The sequence below is a fragment of the Paenibacillus prosopidis genome (assembly GCF_003337375.1).
Lineage (GTDB): Bacteria > Bacillota > Bacilli > Paenibacillales > Paenibacillaceae > Pristimantibacillus > Pristimantibacillus prosopidis.
On the sequence record NZ_QPJD01000004.1, the window covers coordinates 25,642 to 52,475 of the forward strand.

At 49.1% G+C, this 26,834-nt stretch carries 27 protein-coding genes; 2 read left to right on the plus strand and 25 right to left on the minus strand.

All coding sequences use genetic code 11. From position 1 onward, the window contains the following. Window positions 1-95: 95 nt before the first annotated feature. A complete protein-coding gene (locus DFP97_RS07035; protein ID WP_114379292.1) occupies window positions 96-1,265 on the plus strand; it encodes a GGDEF domain-containing protein in 1,170 nt (389 codons plus the stop codon). Window positions 1,266-1,700: 435 nt separating this feature from the next. On the opposite strand, the gene DFP97_RS07040 is transcribed toward DFP97_RS07035, so the two are convergent. The 16 genes from DFP97_RS07040 to nrdI form a co-directional block, all read right to left on the minus strand. Continuing rightward, window positions 1,701-2,102 (minus strand): hypothetical protein, encoded by a 402-nt coding sequence (locus DFP97_RS07040; protein ID WP_114379293.1) that lies wholly within the window; start codon window positions 2,100-2,102, stop codon window positions 1,701-1,703. After that, window positions 2,099-2,302, minus strand: coding sequence for a hypothetical protein (locus DFP97_RS07045; protein WP_114379294.1), 204 nt, complete (start codon window positions 2,300-2,302; stop codon window positions 2,099-2,101). The genes DFP97_RS07040 and DFP97_RS07045 overlap by 4 nt, the downstream gene beginning before the upstream one ends. Then, window positions 2,299-3,564 (minus strand): hypothetical protein, encoded by a 1,266-nt coding sequence (locus tag DFP97_RS07050; RefSeq protein WP_114379295.1) that lies wholly within the window; start codon window positions 3,562-3,564, stop codon window positions 2,299-2,301. Before DFP97_RS07050 ends, DFP97_RS07045 begins: the two co-directional genes overlap by 4 nt. An 11-nt stretch (window positions 3,565-3,575) precedes the next feature. Then, entirely contained in the window at window positions 3,576-4,376 is an 801-nt protein-coding gene (locus tag DFP97_RS07055; RefSeq protein WP_114379296.1) for a polysaccharide deacetylase family protein, read from the minus strand. A 74-nt stretch (window positions 4,377-4,450) separates the two neighbouring features. Then, a complete protein-coding gene (locus DFP97_RS07060; RefSeq protein ID WP_181873389.1) occupies window positions 4,451-5,167 on the minus strand; it encodes a DUF1961 family protein in 717 nt (238 codons plus the stop codon). Then, entirely contained in the window at window positions 5,131-7,722 is a 2,592-nt protein-coding gene (locus tag DFP97_RS07065) for an exo-rhamnogalacturonan lyase family protein (protein ID WP_114379298.1), read from the minus strand. The genes DFP97_RS07060 and DFP97_RS07065 overlap by 37 nt, the downstream gene beginning before the upstream one ends. Before the next feature lie 147 nt (window positions 7,723-7,869). Next, complete coding sequence (locus DFP97_RS07070) at window positions 7,870-10,215, minus strand: helix-turn-helix domain-containing protein (protein WP_245975971.1); 2,346 nt, start codon at window positions 10,213-10,215, stop codon at window positions 7,870-7,872. Window positions 10,216-10,420: 205 nt separating this feature from the next. After that, window positions 10,421-12,016 carry an extracellular solute-binding protein gene (locus DFP97_RS07075; RefSeq protein WP_114379300.1) on the minus strand — a complete coding sequence of 532 codons (1,596 nt, stop codon included), beginning with the start codon at window positions 12,014-12,016 and terminating at the stop codon, window positions 10,421-10,423. An 88-nt stretch (window positions 12,017-12,104) separates the two neighbouring features. Continuing rightward, window positions 12,105-12,989, minus strand: a complete 885-nt coding sequence (locus DFP97_RS07080; protein WP_114379301.1) for a carbohydrate ABC transporter permease — start codon at window positions 12,987-12,989, stop codon at window positions 12,105-12,107. 29 nt (window positions 12,990-13,018) lie between these two features. Further along, on the minus strand, window positions 13,019-13,972 hold the full coding sequence (locus DFP97_RS07085) for an ABC transporter permease (protein ID WP_114379302.1): 954 nt from the start codon (window positions 13,970-13,972) through the stop codon (window positions 13,019-13,021). Between the two features lie 256 nt (window positions 13,973-14,228). Further along, window positions 14,229-14,483: a DUF2164 domain-containing protein gene (locus DFP97_RS07090; protein ID WP_114379303.1), complete on the minus strand. Its 255-nt coding sequence runs from the start codon at window positions 14,481-14,483 to the stop codon at window positions 14,229-14,231. A gap of 4 nt (window positions 14,484-14,487) precedes the next feature. Beyond that, window positions 14,488-15,282: a PhzF family phenazine biosynthesis protein gene (locus DFP97_RS07095; RefSeq protein ID WP_114379566.1), complete on the minus strand. Its 795-nt coding sequence runs from the start codon at window positions 15,280-15,282 to the stop codon at window positions 14,488-14,490. 175 nt (window positions 15,283-15,457) lie between these two features. Then, window positions 15,458-15,910, minus strand: a complete 453-nt coding sequence (locus DFP97_RS07100; protein ID WP_114379304.1) for a GyrI-like domain-containing protein — start codon at window positions 15,908-15,910, stop codon at window positions 15,458-15,460. 181 nt (window positions 15,911-16,091) lie between these two features. Then, window positions 16,092-17,048: a class 1b ribonucleoside-diphosphate reductase subunit beta gene (gene nrdF, locus DFP97_RS07105; protein ID WP_114379305.1), complete on the minus strand. Its 957-nt coding sequence runs from the start codon at window positions 17,046-17,048 to the stop codon at window positions 16,092-16,094. Window positions 17,049-17,093: 45 nt separating this feature from the next. Beyond that, window positions 17,094-19,178, minus strand: a complete 2,085-nt coding sequence (nrdE, locus tag DFP97_RS07110) for a class 1b ribonucleoside-diphosphate reductase subunit alpha (RefSeq protein WP_114379306.1) — start codon at window positions 19,176-19,178, stop codon at window positions 17,094-17,096. Then, complete coding sequence (gene nrdI, locus DFP97_RS07115; RefSeq protein WP_114379307.1) at window positions 19,165-19,524, minus strand: class Ib ribonucleoside-diphosphate reductase assembly flavoprotein NrdI; 360 nt, start codon at window positions 19,522-19,524, stop codon at window positions 19,165-19,167. Before nrdI ends, nrdE begins: the two co-directional genes overlap by 14 nt. Window positions 19,525-19,803: 279 nt before the next feature. Here nrdI and DFP97_RS07120 point away from each other — a divergent pair, with 279 nt between their 5' ends. After that, window positions 19,804-20,025, plus strand: coding sequence for a hypothetical protein (locus DFP97_RS07120; RefSeq protein WP_114379308.1), 222 nt, complete (start codon window positions 19,804-19,806; stop codon window positions 20,023-20,025). A gap of 382 nt (window positions 20,026-20,407) precedes the next feature. Here the strand turns inward: DFP97_RS07120 and DFP97_RS07125 are convergent, their stop codons facing one another. The 9 genes from DFP97_RS07125 to DFP97_RS07165 form a co-directional block, all read right to left on the minus strand. Then, window positions 20,408-21,175, minus strand: a complete 768-nt coding sequence (locus tag DFP97_RS07125) for a class I SAM-dependent DNA methyltransferase (RefSeq protein ID WP_114379309.1) — start codon at window positions 21,173-21,175, stop codon at window positions 20,408-20,410. After that, window positions 21,172-22,137 (minus strand): CvfB family protein, encoded by a 966-nt coding sequence (locus tag DFP97_RS07130; protein ID WP_114379310.1) that lies wholly within the window; start codon window positions 22,135-22,137, stop codon window positions 21,172-21,174. The genes DFP97_RS07125 and DFP97_RS07130 overlap by 4 nt, the downstream gene beginning before the upstream one ends. After that, window positions 22,134-22,481, minus strand: coding sequence for a ribosome silencing factor (gene rsfS / locus DFP97_RS07135; protein ID WP_114379311.1), 348 nt, complete (start codon window positions 22,479-22,481; stop codon window positions 22,134-22,136). The genes DFP97_RS07130 and rsfS overlap by 4 nt, the downstream gene beginning before the upstream one ends. Before the next feature lie 21 nt (window positions 22,482-22,502). Further along, window positions 22,503-23,057 (minus strand): bis(5'-nucleosyl)-tetraphosphatase (symmetrical) YqeK, encoded by a 555-nt coding sequence (yqeK, locus tag DFP97_RS07140; RefSeq protein WP_114379312.1) that lies wholly within the window; start codon window positions 23,055-23,057, stop codon window positions 22,503-22,505. Continuing rightward, complete coding sequence (nadD, locus tag DFP97_RS07145; protein WP_181873390.1) at window positions 23,047-23,637, minus strand: nicotinate-nucleotide adenylyltransferase; 591 nt, start codon at window positions 23,635-23,637, stop codon at window positions 23,047-23,049. Before nadD ends, yqeK begins: the two co-directional genes overlap by 11 nt. A gap of 238 nt (window positions 23,638-23,875) precedes the next feature. Next, window positions 23,876-24,181: a ribosome assembly RNA-binding protein YhbY gene (gene yhbY, locus DFP97_RS07150; RefSeq protein ID WP_114379314.1), complete on the minus strand. Its 306-nt coding sequence runs from the start codon at window positions 24,179-24,181 to the stop codon at window positions 23,876-23,878. A gap of 67 nt (window positions 24,182-24,248) precedes the next feature. Further along, window positions 24,249-25,121: a shikimate dehydrogenase gene (gene aroE, locus DFP97_RS07155; RefSeq protein WP_245975972.1), complete on the minus strand. Its 873-nt coding sequence runs from the start codon at window positions 25,119-25,121 to the stop codon at window positions 24,249-24,251. A gap of 25 nt (window positions 25,122-25,146) precedes the next feature. Further along, complete coding sequence (gene yqeH, locus DFP97_RS07160) at window positions 25,147-26,271, minus strand: ribosome biogenesis GTPase YqeH (RefSeq protein ID WP_245975973.1); 1,125 nt, start codon at window positions 26,269-26,271, stop codon at window positions 25,147-25,149. Further along, window positions 26,268-26,792 (minus strand): YqeG family HAD IIIA-type phosphatase, encoded by a 525-nt coding sequence (locus DFP97_RS07165; protein ID WP_114379316.1) that lies wholly within the window; start codon window positions 26,790-26,792, stop codon window positions 26,268-26,270. Before DFP97_RS07165 ends, yqeH begins: the two co-directional genes overlap by 4 nt. Between the last annotated feature and the right edge of the window lie 42 nt (window positions 26,793-26,834).

Sequence of the window (26,834 nt, forward strand, 5' to 3'; positions counted from 1 at the left end):
TGCAAAAACTATTCGTCTACCGTAAAACATGATATATTAGAACATATGTTTCTGTAAAGCTACTGAACCTAATACTAGACAATGGTGGTTAACTCATGACAATTATGCAATGGCTTGCAGGGCTGAGCGGACAGCTGCTTTCATCATCGGCAGTTATCGTCATCCTTATTTTAATGCTTATTATGTCGGTCAGGCTTTACGTCAGTTACCGCAACAAACGGATTTACCGGTTACTCATTACGGCTATACCTATTATAATCGCTAAGCAATGCCTGCTCGTCGTTCTCGCCTATCCGGGCTGGTCATTAACCCCGTGGCTTTATTTGTCTTTTAACATTTTACAAATCATCTCTTTTATCATTATAAACTTTGTTTTCATGAAATTATATACTCCTCGCACGGCACAATTGAAAGTCGTTCCGTTTATTATTATGAGTATGTTGACTTTTGTGATCGCAGGCATTCAATTTGCAATTACTCCCTTTACTTCGGAAACCTTGCTGAACGCCGAAGCATTTACGTTTCCCGCGCTCGACTTCTACGGGCTAATTGTGATCTTCATGATCATGCTCGACACGAGAAGCGCGGATCTGACCTCTAAATATTATATGAGCCTTATCGTCTTCTTCGCCAATGAACTAGCCCGCCTCGCGAATGCTTATGTGTTTCACGGTTCGCTCTCATGGCTAATTTTGCTCGGTCATCTGCTTCCGATCGTATACTTCACGCTGTTATTTATTCTTTTATTTGAATGGGTCATCGAGCGTTTGATGTCAACCTATCAATCATCGATTATGGATGGCTTGACCGGTCTGTATAACCGCCGTCATTTTGCAGCGAAAGCAGAACTGCTGCTTCGCAGTAGTAAGGCAATCGCGGTTATATTTTGCGATATTGATAATTTCAAAAAACTTAATGATACGCATGGACATCATAAAGCGGACGGTGTACTTAAGCAAGTGGCTGAAATTATAAAAGAGGAGTCAAGCGGCATTGGGGCGGCAGGTCGCTACGGCGGGGAAGAGCTGGTGGCCTGCATTAGCACCGAACGTGTGAAGCCAGAGCTTGTGGCCGAATCGATTCGCCGCAGAGTCGAGCAGGAAACGCCGGTAACCATAAGCGTAGGCTTCAGCACCTCCAAAGAGAGCAAAGCCGTTCAGGATATGATCAAACAAGCCGATGAGGCGATGTACCATTCAAAGATGACGGGTAAAAACAAAGTAACACCGTTTAAATCGATAACGGCTTTTAAAAAATCACACTAGCATGATGCTTCGTTCTATAACGCAGACAGGGGGAGTCCATCTAGGCCTTAGACCTGTTGGACTGCCCCTGTCTGCATTAAATATGATGATATTAGCTCCAATTCTCGTAGCTGCTATTGCATTTTCTACAATAGAAACTTCACATAATGCACGATATAAGGAGCTGTACTGCAGAAATGAAACAGAAAACGCCACTATATGTATACATTTCAGAATAGAGTTGTTTCTGCTGTACATTCGAGACTGTCGATTAACTGTTCATAACTTCGAAAATCGGCTGGAGACCACAAATTGTATGCGAAAAATCATAGATAATGTGCGGCAACACATCGAATCAATTGAATCTGTTCGAAATTTCATACATAAAACGCGATTTAAGCCCTGATCCTGTAAATGGTATTCGAAAAACCACATACATTCTCTGCATGCTTCCGTTCACTTCAAAACAGTTCTCAATAAATCGACAGTCTCTACTCTGCAATGGACAAGCAGCTCAGACAATGAGAAGAGCACCCAGCCGTTGCCGCGTCCCCACGGCACACCATTAGGCTTATCGAACTTATAATCGTATACATGATGCATGATTTGCAATCCGGGAATAAACAATCGTTTTTTGTAATGTAAAAATTGCCCTCTACTAGAACAGGATGAATATTCGCCACATCGACAGCTTCCGGTATTGGAAGCAAACGACTTTATATCGTTCACATATACGTTTACCGAACCATAGCAGCTTATGCTGAACGGACTGTCCTCATCCTGGTCGCCCCATAACTTTCCCCACACATAGACGAACTGCCCATCCGCAAGCTCTGGCCATTTTTCCGTCAGGTTCATCTCATACCGGTAGTCGCTCCCGCGGCGAAACCCAATCGTCGTGTGCGTACGATATACCGGAGGAACTTCGGATGAGACCCGACAAATCGGTTCGCGACTGCGGCGAGCTCAAGCTCCTCGTTTCCTGAAGCGATATTTGCAATCGATCCCTGCTGGTCAAAATACGGGTACGTATGCATACGCTCTTCCCCTTTCCTCAAGCTTCTCCTCCCGGATACAGCGTCGAGCTGTAAAGACGCTTCGGCTGCGGCAGCTGCCGGCCGCCGCTTGGCTGCTCACCCAGCTTAGCAAACTTACTTGAATAGATAGAGGCGGTTAGATCGTTATAGATAATAACCTGCTCTGTCCCTCTACCTAGCAAATCGGCATGCACGGCATAACCGTTTGCAGGAAACTGAACGACGGGATTCATCCGGCCGTCGTACAAAGTAGGAAATACGCCTCCGCCCCTGCGGTAAGCCAAAATATAATCTGGCGAGTCCGCCTCCCAGTGTCGCAATGTTTCGATTATGGTTAGCCAGCCATCCGTCTTGCGGTCTTCCTTCCAGACCTCTCGCCCTTCCGAATCAAGCAGAAACATAGCGTCCTTCCCTTTGAGTCCTCGTCCGTCATCCTCGCGCACGAGACGGTCCAAGCCTGCGATCTGCAGGCCGGGCAAATCATTACGGAATCTGCCGAGCGCGATATGCTGGGACTCCACCGACCCTTCATGGCGCCACAGCTCCTTGCCGGCGCGGTCATACATTACCGTCACGCTGCCGCCGATGACGAGCTCCGGTTCACCGTCCCCGTTCACATCCCCTACCCAAATGCAGTCGGCGTGTTCGTCTAAATCTTTGCAGCCCCAGAGAAGGCGGCCTTGCGAATCAAGCAGATCATAGCCAGCCATCACCTCGTCCTTTCCGTCTCTATTGATGTCATAAACCCATGGGAAATGACCTGGATTGCCCTCATGTGTCCACAGAAGATTGAAATGCCGGTCCAATGCCCACATTTTATGATAGCGGTCCTTCAAAATAATATCGGTGGCCCGTTCTCCGCCGGATAGATTCGCAATGATGATACAGTCGTGGGCATGTGGATCAGGCAGCGGGTAAGATTCCTTCTTCTTGCCGGTTGCTCCGTCGAAAACATGAAACTGATCGTCCATCACACACAAAACCTCAAGCTTGTCATCCCCGTCGATATCGTAGATTTGGGCCGGATAGTCCGAGCCTTGGCTGCCCGCTCCCGGATCCGGCGTTCCCGTCTGCCACAGCAAGTTGCCCTGAAGATCGAATGCGGTTAAGCATTGCACCTGATGGGGGATATAACGCACATCCTGACGGTTATCGGGCTGCACGAGGAGCAGCTCCAACCGGCCGTCTCCATTCAAATCGCCGAGCAGCATCTTGCAGCGCGGACCAGCAGCGCTAATATCTATTTCTCCCAGCAGAACCGCATCTAACGTCTCTTGTTTCATCCTAATCCCCCTCATGAAAACCCCATTTGGCTGCCGCCTTTTACTTCTACGATGCGTCCATCGACGTTAATCCACACGCTTTGCGCCGACGGATTATAGACGAAATCCAAGCCTGCTGAAAATTTCAGCTGATTATATGCATTCATGTAATCAACGATTTGTATGTTTGTGGCATACCAGATATTTTCGCGGCCGCCGGCAAGCTCACAAAAGCGCTCAATGAGCTCCCAGTTATCATCATTGTCAAATTCGTAGCTGTGTCCCCATACGTACATCAGATATAAATATTGTGATTTATGAAGCCCGATAAAGGTCTCCGTCTTCTCAATCAATTGGTCATTATGATGGCAGCTTGGTTTCCATTCATGCCAATCATCCGGCATAGAGAAGCCGCCGGTCGTTTGTACGACACGCGCATATTCGATTCCCAAAGCGGGAAGCATCTGTTTAATTTCTTGGTTAAATGATCCGTTTGGATAAGATATACCGCGAACGGTATACCCGACAAGCCGTTCTAAGCCTTTTCGATCCTCCATGATCTCATATACGATCTGTTCCTTCGGGCAGCGCGCGATCGTCGGATGGGTCAGCGTATGGGCGGACACCTCATGCCCTGTGTACAAGACGGCTGCTTCCTGTTCCGTCAAGCGGTTGCCCGTACCGAACAATCCGCTGTTTAGGTGAAAAGTACCTTTAATTCCGTAACGGTTAAACGTGGACACCAGTCTTCTGTCAGCTATCATGCCATCGTCGTAGCTCATAGTTAACGCCTTGTGCCTGCCTTCCGGGAAACACAATAATATTTTCGGCATCTGAAAATTCCTCCCTCACAAATGGATTTAGCGGGTTTCGGGTATTACGGATTTACTTTCACCGTCTCTCCGAACTATCCCTGCTCACGCAGCCCGTACACATTCAAATTCGCATACTCCGCAATAAAAGGTGACATTTGCCGAAAGCCGATTTTGCCCGCCCCGAGCGGTGGTCCGAACGCTATGCCGTCATCTTCCCATGACAGTATGGTAAGTCCGTGAATCGAAAAATCGATACGAGGGCCGCGTTTCATAAGCAGCATATGGTATGAGCATGAGCAATCAGAGACCGAAGGCAGCGGATCCGCACCTTGCGCAGCAAGATGGAAACCGTAGCTTTTCCGCAAATTGCAGGTGTGAAACTTCCTCTCTTCCGGCCACTTTCTTCGATAGTAGGATAAATGAAAGGCATCGATTTCACCGTGATGATATTGCTCGTATTCGCCCGTACGCGGTGCAAGCGACAGGTCGAACAAATCGACTCCATTCGCGCCAGCTGCTGCAAAAAATAGAATCGCCAAGCCCGGTTCACGAATCGGCCTAAATTCCCAGGTCACCGCTATATCGGCAGGGAAGTCCTCCGGACACCACAGCACAAAATTCGCTTGCTGGCCGTCTTCCGGCTCCCGCGCGCTCTCGAGCCGCATCCTCCCCATCGGAAATGTAGCGACACCGCTCCCCTCCATGCGAAAATGCTTAACATCATTGAAGGAGCGAAGCGGATTGCTGTAGAGCAGCCTCCATTCCGGCGTAATCATCGCTCCACCCGGGTGATTTCTTCCGGCAGCCATTCCGGTATTAATTCCAAGCTAATAATCGTATTCAAAGACCACTGTGCCGCTTCGTTTGTATTAATCCAATCGATCTCCTTCAATTCGCCAACATAAATAACGGAAGCTGCCTCTTCCTGAAGATGTGAAATTGAGAAGGGATTTTGCAGCAGCACCTTCCACGCATGCCTTGCTGCCGCCTCGTCCTGCTTATAGAAAGCTCCGAACGCAGCAATTGCGATGCTGAGCACGGGATGATTGAAGTGCTCATGGCTGACAGCCCCTCCCGTCACCTTGTCCTTCTCCTCCTGAGGTAAATTATAGTAAATGCCGAAATCGGCCATCATGGCCTCCCATACCGGGTCCTTCAGCATGGCCGCCAGCTCGAACCATACCTGCGGCGCGCCCATGCAAATCGCCAGATGGCGGCCCCAGTTGTCGTCTCCGAGCGGGGTTAATATCCCAGTCTTAGGATCGTAGCCATATGTCGGCCCTGAAATAAGACCGAAATTAGCTTGTTTGACGCAGTCGATGCCTACTAAAATTTTGTCCCGGTAAGACGTGTCCTCGTATCTCTCCCACATGGTCATCCAATTGGAGCTGAACGCCGCCCAATCCGGTCCGATCCGAATGTGTGTCGGGTGCTCATCCTTTGGAAAATAAGCGCGCATCGGATCTAGATTAACGGTCGAGTAATCCGCATCCTTCACCTCGTCCATGAGATCCCCGATCCGTTCGTCGGAGGTCAAATAGTAATAGTAACGGTGAAGTCCGGCCATTGCGATGCGCGCCTCCTTGCACCCGCAGCCCCAATGAACGACGTTATGCCTGGAACCAAGCCCCGCATATTCGCCGAAATGATAAACGTCAACTTCGCTCGTATGCCTTGTCATCGCTTCGGCAAGCCGGAACAAATCCTCGCGGCCCGACCGTAGAAACATGACCCACAGCCACATGTTCGGCACCAGCTCCGTATTTTGCCAAGCGCAGCCGCCCAAATCATAGTTCCACACATGCCTGACCGGATCATAGCTGTGCATAAAGTCGCCATAATCCCAGAATCCGTACCACTTCCGCTGCTCGACCTCGCTCTGGTAGAAGGCAGCAATGCTATCTAGCCGGTCTTCCAAATACGCTTTGGCTGGCGTGCTCCGGTCCGGCAGGCTCCATAGGCCGAACGCGCGCGTTTTATGTAAATACTCCGGCTCACAAACAAGCAACGGAGGTGACTCCATTTGCTTCCGCATCGTTTGCAGCTGCTCAGGCCCTGGCGTTTCCGAAGTACACCACAGCATAAGCTCGCTTGTATTTGCAATGCCGTAAGGGGTTGCCCGCAGCTCTTCAGCACCCTCATAAGACGACTCCACATGCGTTTCCGTGTCATAGTGCCGAAGATCCATCGCTTCGGCGTCAGGCGACCAAAACCAGATATTGAAACAAGCTTCCCGCTTAGCCGTTCCATGAATCTCCATACCGGAAGGATGCTTCTCCCAAAAGCTCCGCATTCCTGCTGCCAGACCGCCGCCCTCGCTGCCTATGTAGCCAAGACCGCCCGCTCTTCTTCCTTCGGCCGCCTTCAGCCAGCAGCAATCCTCCTTTGTGCGCTTCCAAACAGCGTAATGCTCCGAGGAACGCTGCACCAGCTTGTAATCGTCCCATACCGCCGAATCGTCCAGAAGCCCGAGAAAATATTCATCCTCCTTGTCGTCGAAATGGACTGACGCCCCCTGCGTTTGCTGCTCGAACAGCTCGCGATATTTGCCCTTCGTCCGGCGGGTATGCAGCGTTTTTGGCGATTCGCTGAAAAAGCCGCTGTCGCCCGCAAGTCGAACATGGCGGTTATATAAGGCCCCCCTCATCGGAACTTTAAAGGATAGGCCTAAAGCTTTAATAAAATCCGAGCTCGGATTCCCATCGTAATGAAAGGTATGTACGATTCGCACCGATTCCAGGCCAGCGTAAAAATATAGGCGAAGCGAGAACGGGAGCCATTCCCGTTTGCCGGACTCTGAGCGATGCTTTCCCTCCAGCTTCACGACGGCTCTAACCGGTCCGCTTTGCTCCACGACTGCCTTATGAATGCGGCTTTTGAAGCTTTCCTCCCGTATAGTCCGCTCACCCGATAGATGGCTTATGCTTTCCTTGATCGAGATAAGCGTGCCTCCGTTACAGACCTGAGCACCGTCCCGGAAGATGCTGCCGATGATCGTATCTCCTTGCTTGTTCACGGTACAAACGATAACGCCGGTATCCAGCACAATCGACTGCTCCGATTCTTGAACAATTACCTTTTTAGACGCTGCAGCACCCTCCGATTTAACAACCATGTAGCCTTCAGGCGACGCAGAGTCTAGCGAAACTGCCGCATGCGCCGACCATTTGATGCTGCCGTCCGGCCAAAAAGCAGCCGGCCAGCTTTGCATCGCTGCCGCTTCTCCCCTGCCAATGTCAATTAGAGCAAGCGAGTCCTCTCTTAACAGCTCGCCTTCCATCCACGGAATGCCCCAGGTCAATCCGACCGGGGCACCGGCCGGTTCCTTTAACCAACGCAGCTTAACAGATAATGGTGATACCAAGGTGAACCCCTCCTCAGATGTGTCGATTTGCATCATACTTAACAACATCTTAAAGAGGAGGCCGCTTGCATACAATGAGACTTTTTTGAATCCATCATCAAAAAACCTTGCACATTTTTATTTGATTTGCACTATATTGCGAGCCGTTCATTCCGCTTGGGTGAGCTCCCGGTAACGACTTGGCGTCATTCCCTCCAGCTTTTTGAAAATACGGTTGAAGTAGCTGTGCTGGTAGCCGACCTGCTCGGCCACGTCATTGATTTTGAGAGCGGATTCCCGCAGCAGCTCCTTCGCTTTGTCCAACCGGAGTCCGGTTAAATAATCAATAAAGTTTTTCCCTGTAACCTGCTTGAACGACTTGCTCAGAAAAAACGGGTTCGTGCCGATATGGTCGGCGCAATTGTCGAGCGAAATGTCCTTCATGTAATTTTGCTGCAAATAAATCATCGCTTGCTCGATCAGCCTCTTAACCTGGGAATCCGAACGGCCGCCCAGCTCCTTAAGAAACGGTTCGCACACCCGCTCCTGGAACCAGGTCAAAATTAACTGCGGTTCCCGTATTTGCGATAGCTGCTCATACATATTCGCGCATTTGAATAGACGGGTCGGTTGAATGCCGGAAACCATAATGGCATGCTGTACGCTGCCAAGCAAATGGAGCATCCCCTGCTGCACGTCGACGGCCTTCGCCCCTTTACACGATAAGGCATTAAGAAAATCGCACAAAAGCCCGTAAGCATCCGACTCCTGCCCGGTCCGAAGCGCCTGGATAAACTCCCGTTCCAGTGTGAACGGATATTGCGGCTCCTCGGCTCTTTCTCCGCTGGCATGAAGCCGGCCTATGTCAATCATCTGATTTTCGTTCTCGAAATTGCGTTGGCTGGCCGCGTGCTTTGCTCCTTCGAACGATAACGGGATATTAGAAATAATATCCGTAGGCTCGCTGATGGCGATCGTTAGCCGCATTTTCAAAATGAGATTGACGGCATGCGTCAGTTCTTCGCCAAACTCTTGAAGCTCCTGGGCATATGAACCGTCCTTTGGCACGATAAGAAGCATTCCTGCCGCAAGATCGTGGAAATTAATCGTTTTGCTTTGCTCGAAGTGCTGGGAGGCGAATTCTTCGATCATATTGACTGCCGCGAACGTAACGAGCCCCTCATCCCCGTATTTGAATTTCCCTTCCAAGCTCGTAATGCCTGTCAGCTGCATATACAGAACAATAAATCGGTGATTGTCCACCTTCCATTTGTACCGCTCCATCCTCTCCAGTAGGTCTTCCTCCGAATAGGCGTACAGATGTCCATGCAGCAGCTGATGAAGAAAGCTTTCCTTCACGTATGGAAGCTGCTCCGACAGCTTAGAATGCAGCTCCGTGCTCTCCCTGTTCAAATTATGCCATTGGCGCTCTATGAGCGAAAACTCGTCATCCTGCTCCTGCGGGAACGCTTTGCCAGCCATCAGCACCGTCATTAGCCGGTTAACAGGCGAATACATGCTGCGGGAAGCGAGCCATGCGAGTAATGCCGCAAGCAGCAGCGCGCTTAGACTTACTGCGAATATTAGTTTTGAAATGAATACGACAGGCGCTGTAATACTCGATATCGGAGAAGCTGAGACGTACGTCCAGCTATCTGCGATCCGTGAGAACTTACCGAATGTGACGGTATAGGTTGACCCGTTCCAATCGAAGAAGAAGGAGCCTTGACCGGAGCCGCGCGACGTTATTTCTTCTTTTAACTCTGCGATAAAGGGCGATTCCTGCGTATTCCCGCCGGTAGATGCTTGCAGCATGCCGTTATCTTGGAGAAAAAACGTTTCGCCTCCGTCATACGGTGTCATTGTACGCAGCATATCGCCCACCTTCTCGTTATCCAAACGAATCAGCAATGCGCCAAAAGGATGCAAGCTTCCGCCAGGAATATGGTGAACAAGGGTCAAATCCTTGGCCAGCGGACGCTGCGGATCAAAGGCCATTTCGGTCCAATAGGTCACCTTGTCCGAGCGCAGCAATCCCTCGTATATATCAAGAACCGGCTTTGAGGTTATCGCTTCATACTCGGGATCGAATAGAACCGGTTGATCAGCGCCTCCCAAATAAAGTCCGACAAGCTTGTTCATCGTATTCGATCCCTGCATAACAAGAAGCGTCTTCGTAATGTCATGCGCCTTCTCGAAATCTCTAATAAAATTAAGGTTTTCAAGGCTGATATCAAATTTGCTGTCAAAAGCCCAATGGGAAAGCATAAGCTCCAAATTCGTCAGCTCAGCATCGATGTTGCGGGCCCTTTGTTCGATTTGTTTGTTATGCAGATGCAGCAATTCGCTTTCCAGACGGCCGCCTGCAATCCCGTAAACAAGCCCCCCCGTAATAAGACCGGGGATGCTGGCTACAATGAGAAACATAATCAAGCTTTTTCGGTAAAACCTGCCTTTCGGTCCGATTTTTCCGCTGTTTTTAAGTATAAACCATGTTTTTATTCCCTTTAGCATATTCTCACCAACCGAATTAGTATTGGTTTTTCCAATATGAACCGTAACTTGTAAACGCATTCAATTCTATTGTCCAAGAATATATCGCAGCGGCGAAATGAACAAGACCTTTTTCTTGGGGCAGGCTTATGAACCTTTTGGACTAGATCAAAAGACAGAAACCCGCGCTCTCGAACACGGGCTCTGCCTATTTTATGCTGAATGTTTATTTGCTGGCTGCGTACAGCTCGTTCATTTCTTTAATCAGCTCGTCTCCGCCGCTCTTCTTCCATAGCTCCAGAGCTGCCTTGAAGCCGGCTTCGTCGATCTGTCCGACGATAAACTTAATTCTCGCATCATTAATAATGTTGTCGAGCTGAGCGCCTTTTTCCGTATACACCTTAGAAATAAACGGCTCGGCCGGGTTCGTAACAATCGTTTTTTCGTTCTCCTTCTGCAGCTCAGCTTGCTTCAAGCGCAGCGGCGTCTGCTTCACCTTCATCGCACGGTCCTCGGGAATGAACGTTAACATTTGGTTCAAGCCTTCAACCTCAGACTCAAGCAGCACCGCATCCTTGCTCATTACGATAGATTCTTCCTCGACTGTATGGTGCTTGCCCTCCAGACCGTAACCCAACATCGTTTGCATTTCCGGCTCGTTTAACTGATCGAGGAAAGCAAGCACGCGCCTCAGCTCCTCCTCCGTCTTAACGGCTGATTTAGGTACCGCCAGCATGCCGGCAAAGCCTGAAGTAGGGAGTGTTTGAAGCACACCTTCGGCGTCCTTTACGCCGGCAAATACATCCATGAAGTGAACATCCGGCTGATCTTTCCCTTCGGCGGCGAGCGCTGCGTGGATTTTGTCATCGGCACGCGCCGCGCCGTCGATTACGTCAATGATAACGCCTGCTTGATTATTCACGACAGGATCGGTCCATTTTGCCGAATCCATAATGGCGAAGTCCTGATTTATTAGCTTCTCGTCATAAAGCTTTTTCATAAATTTCAAAGCTTCTAGATATTCCGGTGTTTGGTGGTCGGGCACCAGCTTTCCGTCCACGTCGCCCCATTTGTTTGGTGCTCCGAACCACAATTTAATGTTGTCGAAGCCGCTCGCCCATCCGCCTGTCCATTTGACCATCACCATGCCGTACGTATCATCCTTGCCGTTTTTGTCCGGATCTTGTTCTTTAAACGCTTTCAATATATTGTAGAAATCGTCAATGGTCTCCGGTACCTGCAGTCCAACGTTATCGAGCCAATCCTTTCTGAAGTAGACACCGTTTCTGCCCAGGGCGCGGCCCCGGTAAATGCCGTAATTTTTGCCTTCGACGGATGAATTGTTTAAGATGACCGGATTGGCTCCACTTAAATTCGGATAATCCTTCAGATAACCGCCGATCTCCCAAAATGCGCCTGATTTGGCCGCATTAACGAAGCTGGGGGATTTCACATCGGGTACATACATGATGGTCGGAAGCTTTCCTGATGCCAGCGTAATATTGAATTTGTCGACATAGGAAGCGTTCGGCACCCACTCAAAATGAATGTCCGTGTTCGTCTTCTTCTCAATCTCGGCGGCAACCGGGCTGTCATCCTTCGGATAATTCGTTTTGAAAATCGGCAGCATGATGTTGAGCTTAAGAGGAGTCTCTTCCTTGCCTGCTGTGTTCGTCGGTGCAGCACCTTCCGAGGCTGCGGTAGGCGCTACGTTATTCGTTTCATTGCTTTTCTGTGAACACCCAACGATCGTGCTTGCGGCAAGCGCGCCAACCAGCAGCAGCGAAGCCCATTTGTTTACCCCGTTTCGATTTCCTTTCATGCATGTACCTCCCTTAGATATTTGTATTATATCGTAAAATCGTCTGCCTTCGGTCAAGCAGTTTCTTGGCAGATGGATGTTACATCGGTTAGCCTTTGATCGACCCGATCAGAACCCCTTTGGCAAAATGCTTCTGCAGAAACGGATAAACGAGCAGAATCGGAACGGTGCCGACCACGATGACCGCCATTTTGATCGACTGGTCCGGCGGTTTGACGAAGTTTGGATCCATTGCATTCAAATCTCCTGCGGCGGCCTGCGACAGTAGTACGATTTGGCGCAGCAGCACCTGCAGCGGCCATTTCTCCGGATCATTGATATAGAGCAGGGCGGCGAAAAAATCGTTCCAATGACCAACCGCATAAAACAACGTAAAGGTGGCGAGCACCGGCTTGGACAGCGGGAGTACGATTCTCCACAGCAAACCGAGCTCCGTGCAGCCGTCAATTTTTGCAGCTTCCTCCAAGCCGGGCGGCAGCTCTTGAAAAAAGTTTTTGACGATAATCAAGTTAAAGGCGCTGATCGCTCCAGGCAATATTAACGCCCAATACGAATCAAGCAATGACAGCTCGCGAATGACGAGATAGGTCGGAATCATCCCTCCCCCGAACAGCATGGAGAAGACGACTAGATTTAAAACCGTATTACGCCCCATTAAGCCGCGCCTGGCGAGCGGATACGCCATCGTAACGGTAAAGAATAGATTGACGGCCGTACCGAAGACCGTGACGTACATGGACACCCCTATGCTTTTCATTATCGTATTGGTCGAGAAAATGAATTCGTATGCCGCTATGGAGAACGTCTCCGGTATGAGAAACACCGCTCTTTTCGTCAGCTCCGCATCCGTTGCGAACGAGCCCGATATGACGTAAATAAACGGCAGGACGGCTGCTACAGCAAATAACCCCAGAAAAAAATAGTTCATTATATCAAATACCGTTCCGGAAACGGTTCTGTATGTTTTGGCCACTGTGATGCTCCCTTCTCGTGCGTTTCCGTTTAATAGAGTCCGGATTGCCCGAATTTTTTTGCCAAATAATTGCTGCCGAGTACGAGAATTACACCGATTATTGCTTTAAATAAACCTACGGCGGTGCTGTAGCTGAAAGCCCCTTGCGTAATCCCCATCATATACACGTACGTATCGAATACCTCGGCCACTTCCCTGTTTAGTGGGTTAAGCAGCAAATAGATTTGCTCAAAGCCGTTCTCAAGCACATTGCCCATGCGCAGGATAAGTAAAATAATGATTGTACTGCTAATGGAGGGCAGCGTAATATGCCAAATTTGCTTCCAGCGGTTCGCACCGTCCATAATCGCCGCTTCGTATTGTTCAACATCCACCGCAGCGAGCGCCGCCAGAAAAATAATCGTCCCCCAGCCGCATTCCTTCCAAATCGTTTGAACAATAATCATAGGCCGGAACCAATCCGGACTTGCCAAAAACTCTATTTTTCGGCCGGTGTACGTGTACAGCAGCTCATTGACCGGGCCTCCTTCTGTGGTCAGAAACACATAGGTCATACTTGCGACGATTACCATCGAGATAAAGTGCGGTACGTATATCAACGTCTGAACCGTTCGTTTGAAAATGGCTACTCGTATCTCGTTCAGGAGAATAGCCAGTATGATCGGAGCCGGAAAGAAAAACACCAAATTATAAAAGGACAAAATAAGCGTATTTCGCAGCAGCATAAAAAACTCGGGATTCGAGAAAAAAATTCGGAAATGCTCGACGCCGACCCATTCACTGTTCCAAAAGCCTGTAAATGGCTGATAATTTTTAAATGCGAGCAGAACGCCCCACATCGGAACATATTTGAATAGTAAGAAGTACAACAAGCCGGGTAATAGCAGCAAGTAGAGCCACTTATCTTTCTTTAACCTCCGCAGCACGCTTGGCCGATAATGGGGAGATGGCCGTTTTAGGTTCGGAGCTGCAACCTGCTTCATTTTCGTTCACCTCCGGGTGTCGTTCATCGCCTCGTCAGCGGTGTTGCCTTATTATGTGGGCGATGCTCCATTTCCGGCAATTAGACATTTTTGAATCTCGTGCAGACAGGCTTTATGGGCCCCGGGCAAGAAAGTCCAAACCCGGCAAAAGTATCGCAATAGACGAATAGCGGTAAAAAGAGGCCTTATACCTGCCAACTCGAGTACAGCACGACTCGGATTGGCGGTATAAGGCCTATATTTACCGCTATTTCAGCTACCTCTTTACAATTACCGGTTTCTCCAGCGCGTACAGCTCGTCCTCTAGTGATTGCATACGTTCAAGCACTGTTTTGCGTGCGTCGTTTATAGCGTGGTTATACAAATGGGGTCCAATCTCCTTAATCATAAAATCAAGCAGCTGCTCCGCCGCGATGGATCCAATCGTCTCCGAGCGCTCAAGCTCAAAAAACTGCTGAATATTTATGACGAGCTGTTCCTTCTGCTCCTTCGGCAGCTTCATCAATAGCATGAAATTAGCCCTCCAATTGTCCTTTAAGTACGGTGACTGCCTGTCCCGATAAATAAACCCGTGCGCCATCCGGCTTTACCTTCACAATGCCGCCGCGTTCCGATGCCTGATAGCCGACCAGCTCATCCTTCCGGAGCCGCTTCGCCCAATATGGCGCAAGTGCGCAGTGAGCCGATCCCGTAACAGGGTCCTCATCTATACCGGTCCCCGGATAAAATGCCCTCGACACAAAATCATAGGCGCCTCCTGCCGACGCACGGCTCGTCACAATGACGCCGCGGGCCGGCAGCCTTGCTAATAGACCGAAATCCGGCCGCAGCGTTCGCAGCGTCTCCTCGCTGTCTACCTCGACGAAATAATCCATCCGATTGCGGCCAACAAACCTGGGAATCAGACCGAGACCTTGAACAAGCTCCTCTGGAGCAACCGTCGCTTCCGGACACTCATCAGGAAAATCCATCACAATCCAATCGTCGGTTAACTTTGCGGTTAACAATCCGCTCTTCGTCATGAAACGTGCCGTCTTATCTCTCCCTAGTCTTTCCGTTTCCCACAATACATGAGCGGTTGCCAGTGTAGCATGCCCGCACAAATCCACTTCTGCTTCAGGCGTAAACCACCGCAAATCATAACCATCTCTATTGGGTACAATGAAAGCCGTTTCGGATAGGTTCATTTCCGAAGCTACGTGCTGCATCCAGCTTTCTTCCTGAGGAGCATCCAGCAGGCATACCGCCGCAGGATTCCCCTTAAACCGTACATTTGTAAATGCATCTACGATATACAACGCGTAACTCATCGTTCCACCATTCCTTTCTTTATTCCTGCTTTCGTGATTTCTATCCTCGCTATAAACAAGAAAAACTCCTTTCGGAGTCAATGGTGCCGTGCTGGCCTTCACAAAACGAAGCAGAGCGAATGCTGGACATTCGATGCTCCGTCCCGTTTCCGCGTAAGACATTATATGGATTGGATTAACCTTTAAGCGGAATGAGCAGCTCTACCGGCTCTTCCTCCAGATGATGCTCGTCAATATAAAATAATTCTAGTGATACGGCGTTTTCCTGCTTTTCGAGCCGCATCTCGTTTATCCAAGTGTGCAGCTGCTCATAGCCTTCGCCGATCCTTTTGTTCGAGCATGCTACCATCGCATAGCGATGTGCCGGAATCGTAAACTGCACCATGCCCGGAGGGACCTCCTCCAAATGCTGCACCTCGTAACAAGCCCAGTAGGTTGCGAACACTTCATTTCCGAAATACGGACTGTACAGGACCGTTGATTTTGATGCGTCATTCAGCTCATGCTTTCGTGTCAAAAACTCAGTTTGCAGCCGAATGGCTTCATCCGGAAAAGACGAATACGGACCGCAGTAGCTAATTCCAGCTAAATGGAGCGCAGGCTTTGTAACGATTGAGCAGTTTTCCACGCGATTTCCTCCTTCGAATCTGTCAGGACTTGTGCGCTAGGATGAGCTTTCTCTGCCCATAGTGTATCATGCTTTCCCAGTAAAAGGATAGTCATTTTCAGCTATAAATGTTGTTTACTATGTAAGTTCCTCAACAAAAAAACATCAGGTCACGTGGACTTGATGTTTTTTACCCTATATTCTAAAAGTTGAAAACGAAGTCGTCGTCGTTCAAAGGTTCAACGTGAATCGTGCGCACGTAGCCGTTTCCTTTTTTGGAAAAGAAGTCATGCTGCTTTGTGTGCGTGCTGATTCCGTTAAATACGATTGGATTAACCGGCTCTTCTGGGAAGTGCGGCTCCAAGCCGAGATTCATAAGCGCCTTATTCGCATTGTAACGGACATATGCGTTTACTTCCTCGGTCAAACCAAGCGGTGTGTAAAGGTGCTCGGTATATACGATCTCGTTCTCATAAAGTTCGTTCAGAAGCGCGTACACTTCACTTTGAAGCTGCTGCTGCTCTTCGCTGCTAAAGGTTTGGTATAGCTCTTGTGCGAGTACGCCAACGTAAAGACCGTGAATGCTCTCGTCGCGAAGAATCAAATCGATGATTTCACCGCTGCTCGTCATTTTGCCTTGTCCAGCCAAGTATAGCGGGTAGAAGAAGCCGCTGTAGAACAGGTAGCTTTCCAGGAATACGGAAGCAGCCATCGCTTTGTAAAGCTCTTTCGAGTCTGTGATGTTCGAGTACCACGAAGCAATCAGGTTCGCTTTCTTCTGCAGCTGCTCGTTTTGCTCGACCCATTTGAAGATTTCATCGATCTCTTCTCCCGATGCAAGCGTTGTGAAGATGCTGCTGTACGATTTGGCGTGGATCTGCTCCATCATAGACATAAATGACAGTACAGCTTTACGCTGCAAGCCTTCGACATGCTCCAAAATTTTCGGCATGCCAATGCCGCCCTGAATCGTATCTAGTAGGGTCAGACCGCCGAGCACGTTTTTGTAAAGCGTACGCTCAGCATCGGTCATTTCCATCCAGTCCATTTTATCATCCGATAACGGAATTTCTTCATCCGTCCAAAATTGCATAACATTTTGCTGCCAGAACGTTAACGTGAAATCGTCGTCCGGGCGGTTCCAGTTCACTGCTTTCATTTGGTGAGCTCCTTCTTAGCTACATAAGCATCGATTAAATTAGATTTACACGGCGCAGCTTGTGCATTCCTCAACGGAAAGACGCTTGGTTCTCGTGTAATAGAGCGATTTAAGCCCTTTTTGCGCAGCATAAACGTAGAAGCGCGCCAGCTCGCGAGTTGTCACGTTACTATTTACATGCAGCACTGAGGAAATGCCTTGGTCAACGTGCTGCTGAATTTCCGCTATAAGATCAATCAGCTTGAACTGATCGATGTTGTAAGCCGATTTATAGTAGAAGTAGTTGTCTTGAGCCAAATATGGCATCGGGTAGTAAGTCGTCGAATTCGCATATGTACGCGTTTCGATGTGTTCAACGATCGGCATTACGCTCGAAGTCGCGTTTTGGATGTACGAAATACTTTGTGTAGGCGCAATAGCAAGACGGTACGCATGATACAAGCCGTGCTTTTGTACTTTTTCCTTCAATGCTGCCCAGTCCTGAGGCGACGGAATTTCCATGCCTTCGAACAATTCCTTCACGCGCTCCGTCTTCGGACGGAAGTCATTCTCCACATAGCGGGTGAAATACGTGCCCTTCGCATATTCGGAACGGTCGAAATCTTTGAACGTAATGCCGCGCTCTTTGGCGATTTCCATGCTTTGCTCGATGGAGTAGTAATTCATCATCATAAAGAATACGCCGGCAAAATCCTTTGCTTCTTCGCTTTCGTAAGCGATCTTGTTTTTTGCCAGATAACCGTTCAGGTTCATCGCGCCGAGACCGACGGAATGCAGTTCCTCGTTAGCTTTGCGTACGCCAGGAGCGTTATCGATTTTGGACAAATCGCTGACTGTCGTCAACGCTTCGATACCGACGTGAACCGATTCCTTCACTTTCTTGCGCTCCATAACATTAACAATGTTAAGCGAAGCAAGGTTACAGCTAATATCGCGGCGGATGACGTCTTCGTAGCCGTAATCCTTAATTTCCGAAGTCTCCTGCAGCTGGAATATTTCCGTGCACAGGTTGGACATTTTAATGGAGCCGATATCCTTCAAAGCATGAATGCTGTTGGCGTTCGACTTGTTCATAATGTATGGGTAGCCGGATTCAAGCTGAATCGAGGCGATTTTTGTCAGCATGTCGCGTGCGTTCATGACTTTCTTTTTCGTTACTTTTTCGTTAGCGAGCAGTTCTTCGTACATTTCGTCCATATCCATGTCATCGAGATGCTTGCCGTATGCTTTCTGTACGGAATGTGGTCCGAACACGAAGAGCGGCTTATTTTGTGCTGCCAGTTCATAAAATTTATTTGGAATAATAAGGCCGATCGACAACGTTTTGATGCGCGCCTTCTCGTCGGCGTTAATCTTTTTGCAATCAAGGAATTCGATAATATCCCAGCCGAAAATGTTGTAGTAGCCGGCTCCGGATCCTTTGCGTTGACCCATTTGGTCCGCATAGGAGAAAGCATCTTCCATCAGCTTCAGCACGGGCATAATGCCCTTCGCTGCGCCTTCTACCCCTTTGATCGGCTCGCCGCGTCCGCGGAGTTTCGACAGGTTGACGGCAACGCCGCCGCCGATTTTGGACAGCTGCATGCATGTGCCCAGCACGTAGTTAATCGAGTTGAGAGAATCGTCCATTTCCAGCAGGAAGCAAGATACCATTTCCCCGCGGCGGCTTTTGCCTGCGTTCAGGAAGGTTGGCGTTGCCGGCTGCAAGCGCTGATCGATCATCGCTTCAGCAATTCGAAGCGCTCTTGCCGCATCGCCTTCGCCAAGGTGCAAGGCAACGATCGCCACGCGGTCCGAATACTGCTCTAAATACTGCGTTTTGTTATTCGTCTTCATGGCATAGTCTTTGTAAAACTTCGATGCTGCCATATAGGATTGGAATTCGAACCCGCTGTTTGCTGTTAATGTAAAAACGGCTTCAACCTGCTCGTATGTATACTTTTCGTACACATTATCGTAGTAATCGTTCTCTATTAAGTAGTCTAGCTTGTGGCGAAGTGAGTCAAACTTGACGCTTTTCTCTTCAACTTCCTCCATAAATGCGGCAACAGCCTCTTTATCTTTATCCAGCTGGTAAAAGCCGTCAGCACCGCGCTGCATCAATTCGTTGTTCAGTTCAATATGCTTCAATGGTTCGCACCCTTTCGACAAAATGTTGCGTATCCTGACTCGTACCCGATAATTCAAATTTCAAAATTACGGGAACATCGTACATTTCCGAGATCGTGTCCGCGCTCTTCGCGAACCCTGATCCCCAGTTGCGGTTGCCGCTCGCGGATACGCCGCGAAGCATATCTGAATTGCTTCGCAGGAACGAAGTCACCTTCTCCGGAACTTGGCCAAACCCTGTCGTGTACGTGACCAGCACGAACGGCTCGTCTACCTCTTGCTTCTCATCAATAGGCACTGCCCGCATATTCAATTTATTGATGAAACGCTTGACATTACCTGTTTTGGAATCATAGACGACTAGCATTGCACGTTCGCTCCCCTACTGAATTTAAGCAATCAAAAATAGCGCTTCTGACTAGCATTTCTGTCAGCTGCGCTTATTCAAGATTTACCATTGGTCAATCTTTGAAGGCACTATATACATCAATATGTAGTTGATGTTTTTGATTCTACATCAAGATATAGGTTCCGTCAATGAAAATTATGGAGAAAATATGAATCTATTTTTTGGGCGCACTCGACTATTTTAACAGATACGGATATGATGGGATAGTGACATTTTATAGCTAATTTGGAGGCCCTAATGGATGCTAAAACACTTGCTGAACAAATACGCGAATTGGTAGAGCAATTATGCCTTGACGCCGGCTACGCGGCTCCTGAGCTGCTTGCATATATAGAAAAATTAGAACAAGACAATAGGCAAATGAATCAAGAATTGAAGAAATTAAAGCTGGATGCTGTCCGTCGAGCCTCCGCTTCGGCAGGGATGAACAGCCGCTTAAAGGATGCGCTCAGGGAATAAATTAACGAGTGTAATCACTACATATAGTTATAGATGCAGTCAATTGAGAGCTGTCCGAATGCTCTTCTTGTTCACAAAAAGCTTGTCGATAAAATATTACAATCAATTACACAAAACGACAATTCCTTCGCGCAACACAATATGTTGTGGCACTCTTGCCTAATCACAGATCGGAAGAAATGCTCCTAGTTTCCTTGCTGGTATTGGCTGCAGATTAACGTTTAGGCAAGTTCTAACCTCGTAAAGGCATATTTGACAATTTAAAGCGAATAAGTGCCCCATTATCTACGGGCGTCTCCCCCATTCACTGCAACATAAAGCAGGGGGTAACCCGCAAGATCATTAATCTTGCGGGTTACCCCCTGCCCATATTCACTTCACGTTATTTAACTGCAGCAAAAAATAAACGTTCAGATCCGCTATGAGCCGGCAGAAGCTCGAAATCGGCAAACCGGTCGACCGACTTGAAGCCGGCCCGCCGCAGCGCAGCCTCAATCCAATCCGGGTCGTACGCCCGCTGCACATGCGATTCCTCAAACCGGTAAAATCTCGAATCGTGATCGCGTGCGAAAATCGTAAGGTGATGCTCGATTTCGCATCGCGCCTCCTCAAAGTCGCAGGTCCATATGTACGCGACATCCCGTTCATCTAGAACGAAAGGCTGTTCCTCCGCATAACGAATTAACTGCTTAGGCGGATGCATGTCGAACAAGAACGTCCCTCCGCTGCGCAATCCTGCAAATGTAGAACGGAACGCTGCCTCGATGTCGGCTTCCTCCGTCAAATAGTTCAAGCAATCACAAAACGAAATGACCGCGTCTACGGGCTCCTGCAGCTCCCAATCCCGCATGTCCTGTTGCAACCAGCGGATGGAGCCTGGACGCGGCCGAGTGACCTGCTGAGGCGTCTCATCCCACTTGCTGCGGGCAACGGTGAGCATGTCCGATGATAGATCGATACCGTATACATGGAAGCCCGAACGGGCAAGCGGGATCGAAATGCTTCCTGTTCCGCAGCCAAGATCAACAACCGTCGAAGGCATGCCGTACCGCGACCAGCTGGCTCTTGCGAAGCCAAGCCATTCCGCATAAGGCATGTCCTCCATTAATTGATCATATACGGCTGCGAACTGGCCATAGGAACGCGTCATTCCGTTTCAGCTCCTTCAGACTGAGAGGATGCGGCTCCGTTATCCGTTTGCTGAACAGATTGTCCAGCTGCTTCTGCCTCCGGTCCCTGAGCCAAGTATGTCCAGCTTCCTTTTTGCGTCACTAGCCCTTCCCGCATCAGCTTCCCTATAGCGCGTTTAAAAGCACCCTTGCTGATTCCAAATTTTTGCTTGATGATCTCGGCATCCGTCTGGTCGGAATACGGCATTCCGCCGCCTGGTCTTTCTTTTATAAAGGCAAGAATGCGATCCGCATCCTCTACTCGTCCAATTTCTTTGCGCTGCGCCATCGACAAATTCACTCTGCCGTCTTCACGTATAAAGGTGACGCGTGCGCTCACCCGTTCGCCAAGGCGGAGCGGTCTTGTCCGCTCGGAGCTGGGAATGAGGCCGTACGCGCCAAAGCCGACAACGCCGCCATCGATGATGACGAATGAACCGAGCTGCAGCGTTTTCGATACCCAACCTTCAACCCATTGATTGTTCCAGCTTGCAGGTGCGGGGAATACAAGCTTCGACAGCTCTTCCTCATAGGCGATTTTTGCGATGAGCCTGCCGATCTTATCATGCTTCATGACCACAAAAACCTCATCGCCCGGGAGCGGTCTGTAATCAATGCTTTCCGGCAGCTCTGAGAGCGGCAGCAGCAAATGTCTGCCTAATCCCATTTCAAGAAAACAGCCGAGACGGGGATGAACGTCAGCAACCTGCAGCCTTGCTAGCTCGTCAAGCTGCAGAAAAGGCTTCTTCATCGTAGCCGCTAGCCGGTCTTCCGAATCGTAGAACAGGAAGGCTTCCACTTCGTCGCCGATTTTCGGTTTCGATCCGACAAGCTCGGTATAATGCAAGAGCACATCCGATTCCCCATCGCTCAAGAAATAACCGTAGGGCGACACCTCGCGTGTCACCCTTAACGTCTGTGTCGTACCTGCTACGAAACTCATGCGAACTCCACAACCTTCGCGTCGGACCACAGCCGTTCAATGTTATAATAATCGCGTTCATCGCGGTGGAATACATGAACAATCACATCGCCGAGGTCAATAAGTATCCACCTGGCCGAATCAACGCCTTCAATGCCGCGAACGCGGTTACCGTTCTTCTCCGCTTGTTTCTTAATTTCTGTCGCAATCGCTTGCACCTGCGTATCAGAATTTCCGCTGCAAATTACGAAATAATCCGCTACCAGTGAAACTTCTTTTAAATTTAATGCAACGACCCGCACCGCTTTTTTATCTTCCGCTGCTGCAACCGTTATTTGAAGCAGTTCATCCGAATGTAACGCCATAGCTCAGCCTCCTGTTGTATATTATTCTAATAAAGCATTCCGCGCTTCTATCGTAAGCGGAAAAATACGTTTTCCCTTCTCAAGCAAGAAGGAAATTGTAGAATTAAATCCTGCGAGAAGCGCCTTATCCAAATGATGCCCACTTAACTCACGAATGGTTTCTACACCTGGAAAATCCCGCCCCGGCTCCATATAATCAGCTAAGCAAACAATCTTCTCCAGCTTTGTCATCTCTCTTCGACCAGATGTGTGGTAACGAATCGCATTCAGCACATCAGCATCCGTCACGCCGTATTCATGTTCAGCGATCCAAGCGCCAACTGGAGCATGCCACAGCTCTTTATCGTACAGAAGCAGCTCTGATGGTAAACCTTTCTCACGAATGATCGATTCCATTCGCTCGGTCGGCCAATATTTGGCGACATCATGCAGGATGGCGGCAAGCTCGGCCCTAACGGGATCCTCGCCGAACCGCTCGGCCAATAGGACTGCGGTTTCCATTACCCCCTGCGTATGCAGCCACCTTCGCTCCGGCATTTCCGCCTTCACTTTGTCGATCATCTGCTCACGATTCATACAATTTGTACCTCCTCATGTAGCTATGCACCGAATCCGGCACTAAATATTGGACCGACAGGCCCGCGTTCACTCTGCTTCGGATCGCTGTTGACGATATATCGACTGCAGGCATGTGAATCAGACTTATCCGTTCCTTTAAAAAAATCGGCAATGCGCCGATATCGTACGGATCGGAAGTCCGCTCTAATCCAATAAATGTAATCTGGGCCGCTAGTTGCTCGATTTGATGCCACTGAGGCAAATCGTTTATCCGATCAGATCCGATTATGTAGGAGAACGAATGGTTCGGATAACGCCGCTGCAGCTCCATGACCGTATCGTACGAGTAGCTTACTCCGCCGCGCTGCAATTCGATATCCAAAGCACGAAAAGCAGCATTGCTCTCAATTGCCCCGCATACCATCTCGTATCGCTTTTCGCCGCTGACTCCAGGCTCATTCGCTTTGAGCGGAGGGACATATGATGGAATGAACCAGACTTCGTGCAGGTCACAATGCTCTCGCGCCGTTTCAGCTGCAATCAAATGACCGATATGGATTGGATCAAACGTTCCGCCCATAATTCCGATCTTACTCACTTGTTGTACTCCTCCCCACATCAAGCAAATAATTGTCTGGCTAATCTCCGCTGCGCGTGAGTATCATTCTTACGATGCTTTCGTTCTCGGATTCACTGATTTAATAAAACATTAATAGGTAAAAATCCGAAGAACAAGAAGCTACCACTTCGTTTCTTCAGAACGACACTCCCGCTCCACTTTTAGTATGCCAATTATCGCAAGATGTCAAAAGCTTCACCAAAATTCGCAATTCTTATTATTTACGAGCAGCGCTCGGAAGCTCGATTTGTTTGTTGTCTTTAGATTCTTTGTAGAGCACGATTGTTTTGCCGATGACTTGTACGAGCTCCGCACCTGCTGCTGCAGCAACTTCTGCGCCGATTTCTTTCGGATCATCCAAGCAGTTGTTTAATACGGAAACTTTAATAAGCTCCCGGGTCTCGATTGCTTCTTCGATGTGACGCACAAGGTGGTCATTTGTTCCGCCCTTGCCAACCTGGAATATAGGCTGCAAATGGTGAGCCAATGATCTTAAATATCGTTTTTGTTTGCCTGTAAGCATGATGTATTCCTTCTTTCATTTCGATAATTCGAATCCGTTCTTATTCATGTTGCTTCTACTAGCGCGTTTATTTGCTTTGCAGCGCTGCCAGAACCGTCTCACGCATAGCCGCTACCGGCGCGGGCTGACCGGTCCAATATTCGAAGGCGTATGCCCCCTGATAGATGAACATCCCTAAACCGCCGTGAGTCCGGCAGCCGTGCCGCTCTGCTTCTTGCAAAAATTTTGTTTTTATCGGGTTGTATATTAAATCGCTTGCAACCGCCCCCGGCTTCAGCCATGCGGCATCGACGGGCGTGTCGTCCGTATTCGGAAACATGCCGACGGATGTCGTATTGATGATGATATCCGCTTGCTGACAAGCTGCTTGCAGCTGATCATCCGGTATAGCCTGTATGTCACATTTATCTTGAAAGGCATCTGTAAGCTCTTTGGCGCGTTCTAAAGAACGGTTTGCAATTGTTATATGCGCAGGATTCTCATTCGAAAGGGCGTAAACGATACCCCGGGCCGCACCGCCCGCTCCAATAACAACGATTCGTTTACCCGCAAGCTCCGGTTCCACTTCTTCCTTCAAAGAGCGGACATATCCGATCCCGTCCGTGTTATAGCCTATAAGCCGTCCATTTTCATTAACAATCGTATTGACTGCGCCTATTACCTGCGCACCCGCATCAATGTCGTCTAATACGGACATGATGTCCAGCTTGTGCGGGATCGTTACATTTACGCCGCGTATCCCCATCGCCCTCACACCCGCTGCAAAATCAGCTACACGGTCACTCGTCACATGAAAGGCGGCATAAACACCATTAATACCCGTTTCTTTAAATGCCCGATTCATCATAATCGGTGATTTTGAATGTCGGATTGGATTGCCGATTACTCCAAACAGTACCGTATTGCTGTCAATCCGGTTTCCTTCTCCTGCACTTGTCACAAGTGAGTCCCCTTCCAAGCCTTTGTTAAATCATCGAGTCGCGAAGCATGACCTTCACGCCCTTCGGTGCATATACATCAATCAGCGCTCCGCTTGTTCCATTCACTTGTATCCAGCCTAGACCGGAAATGAACACATCCTTGTTCACACCGCGTTTTACGCGAAGCGAGTGCCTTGTCCATGCCGGTATGGATTCGAGCTCCTCCAGCGACGGCCCGCCAAGCAATTGGCCTCTATGGTCAGCATACAGCTCATCCGCCCGCTCGAGCTTCGTACGGTGCATGTTTAGCGCATTGGATATATAGAACGTAAAGGATTGACGATCTCCCTCAACAAAATCAAATCGTACAAGGCTGCCTATAAACAGCGTCTGACCTGCATTTAATTGATACACAAGCGGTTTTATCGGCTTGTCCGGCAGAAGTGAACCAAGAAAACTGCGCGGTACAATTTCGGTCATACGTGTAGCATATACAATTCCGGGCGTATCAATAATCGCTTTTCCGTCTTCAAGCGGGATATGAACTGCGTCAAGCGTCGTTCCCGGGTACCTTGAGGTCGTCAGCTCACGCTCCATATCGCTGTAATCACGGATAAGGCGATTAATTAACGTCGATTTACCGACATTCGTTGCGCCGACCACGTAGACGTCGCGTCCGTTCCGGTATTGCTCGAGAGCATCAATAACATGCTCAAAGCCCATATTCCGCTTCGCGCTGCAAAGAACGACATCGACTGTGCGCAGACCTTCTGCCTTCGCTTGCTTCTGCACCCAATTACGAAGACGATTTACATTCATCGCTTTCGGCAGCAAATCGATCTTATTAACGACTAGCAAAACCGGATTATTTCCGACGAACCGCTGCAAGCCGGAAATCAAGCTGCCCTCAAAATCATACAAATCGACAATGTGTACGACCAAGCTATCCGTGCTGCCGATACTGCCAAGCAGCCTTAGGAAATCGTCCTGGTCGACGGCTACCGATGAAGCTTCATTATAGTTGCGGATGCGGAAGCACCGCTGACAAATAACCGGATCGCGTCCCATCGCGGCTTCGGGCAAAAATCCAGGCAATTCAGGCTTCCCTGATTGAAGCTGCACGCCGCAGCCGGAACATGACGATGCCTGACTATGCTGTTGTTCCTTCACTTTGTTTCCCCCTCGTACCATAACCCTTTTTTCCTTAAACGAATTAATGCAAACCGTTCAATCTTCCGATTCACCCGGGTCATTATACCTTCATCCGCAGGCGCTATCGGCGTGACGAGAATCGTATATAAGCCCATCCTATTTCCGCCAAGCACATCCGTCAGCATCTGGTCGCCGATAACGACAGTATGCTCCGCAGCTAGTCCCAATACGCTAAGTGCTTTACGGAAGGATTTTCCTGCAGGCTTGCGGGCCGCATGTATGTACGGAATTTGAAGCGGTGCAGCAAACTTCGCTACACGCGTTTCATTATTATTAGAAACGATAACAACCTGAAAGCCGCGTGAGCGAACAAAATCAAGCCATTGTACAAGCTCAGGCGTAGCTAACGCTTCCTTCGCACCGACCAGCGTATTGTCCAAATCCGTAATGATGCCGCGGACGCCTCTCGCATGCAGCTCATCTACATTTATTTCGTAAACCGTATTGACGCGCATATGCGGCAACAGCCGTTCAAACATAATGGATATCCCTCTGCTTTCTGCCTGCTATCTTACGAAACT

Bases quoted from the DNA above. Each gene is read 5' to 3' on its own strand.
- DFP97_RS07035 (WP_114379292.1), top strand. From the start codon at position 96: ATGACAATTATGCAATGGCTTGCAGGGCTGAGCGGACAGCTGCTTTCA.
- DFP97_RS07040 (WP_114379293.1), bottom strand. From the start codon at position 2,102: ATGAACCTGACGGAAAAATGGCCAGAGCTTGCGGATGGGCAGTTCGTC.
- DFP97_RS07050 (WP_114379295.1), bottom strand. From the start codon at position 3,564: ATGAAACAAGAGACGTTAGATGCGGTTCTGCTGGGAGAAATAGATATT.
- DFP97_RS07055 (WP_114379296.1), bottom strand. From the start codon at position 4,376: ATGCCGAAAATATTATTGTGTTTCCCGGAAGGCAGGCACAAGGCGTTA.
- DFP97_RS07060 (WP_181873389.1), bottom strand. From the start codon at position 5,167: ATGGCTGCCGGAAGAAATCACCCGGGTGGAGCGATGATTACGCCGGAA.
- DFP97_RS07070 (WP_245975971.1), bottom strand. From the start codon at position 10,215: ATGCTAAAGGGAATAAAAACATGGTTTATACTTAAAAACAGCGGAAAA.
- DFP97_RS07075 (WP_114379300.1), bottom strand. From the start codon at position 12,016: ATGAAAGGAAATCGAAACGGGGTAAACAAATGGGCTTCGCTGCTGCTG.
- DFP97_RS07085 (WP_114379302.1), bottom strand. From the start codon at position 13,972: ATGAAGCAGGTTGCAGCTCCGAACCTAAAACGGCCATCTCCCCATTAT.
- DFP97_RS07090 (WP_114379303.1), bottom strand. From the start codon at position 14,483: ATGCTATTGATGAAGCTGCCGAAGGAGCAGAAGGAACAGCTCGTCATA.
- DFP97_RS07095 (WP_114379566.1), bottom strand. From the start codon at position 15,282: ATGAGTTACGCGTTGTATATCGTAGATGCATTTACAAATGTACGGTTT.
- nrdF (WP_114379305.1), bottom strand. From the start codon at position 17,048: ATGAAAGCAGTGAACTGGAACCGCCCGGACGACGATTTCACGTTAACG.
- nrdI (WP_114379307.1), bottom strand. From the start codon at position 19,524: ATGCTAGTCGTCTATGATTCCAAAACAGGTAATGTCAAGCGTTTCATC.
- DFP97_RS07120 (WP_114379308.1), top strand. From the start codon at position 19,804: ATGGATGCTAAAACACTTGCTGAACAAATACGCGAATTGGTAGAGCAA.
- DFP97_RS07125 (WP_114379309.1), bottom strand. From the start codon at position 21,175: ATGACGCGTTCCTATGGCCAGTTCGCAGCCGTATATGATCAATTAATG.
- DFP97_RS07130 (WP_114379310.1), bottom strand. From the start codon at position 22,137: ATGAGTTTCGTAGCAGGTACGACACAGACGTTAAGGGTGACACGCGAG.
- rsfS (WP_114379311.1), bottom strand. From the start codon at position 22,481: ATGGCGTTACATTCGGATGAACTGCTTCAAATAACGGTTGCAGCAGCG.
- yqeK (WP_114379312.1), bottom strand. From the start codon at position 23,057: ATGAATCGTGAGCAGATGATCGACAAAGTGAAGGCGGAAATGCCGGAG.
- yhbY (WP_114379314.1), bottom strand. From the start codon at position 24,181: ATGCTTACAGGCAAACAAAAACGATATTTAAGATCATTGGCTCACCAT.
- DFP97_RS07165 (WP_114379316.1), bottom strand. From the start codon at position 26,792: ATGTTTGAACGGCTGTTGCCGCATATGCGCGTCAATACGGTTTACGAA.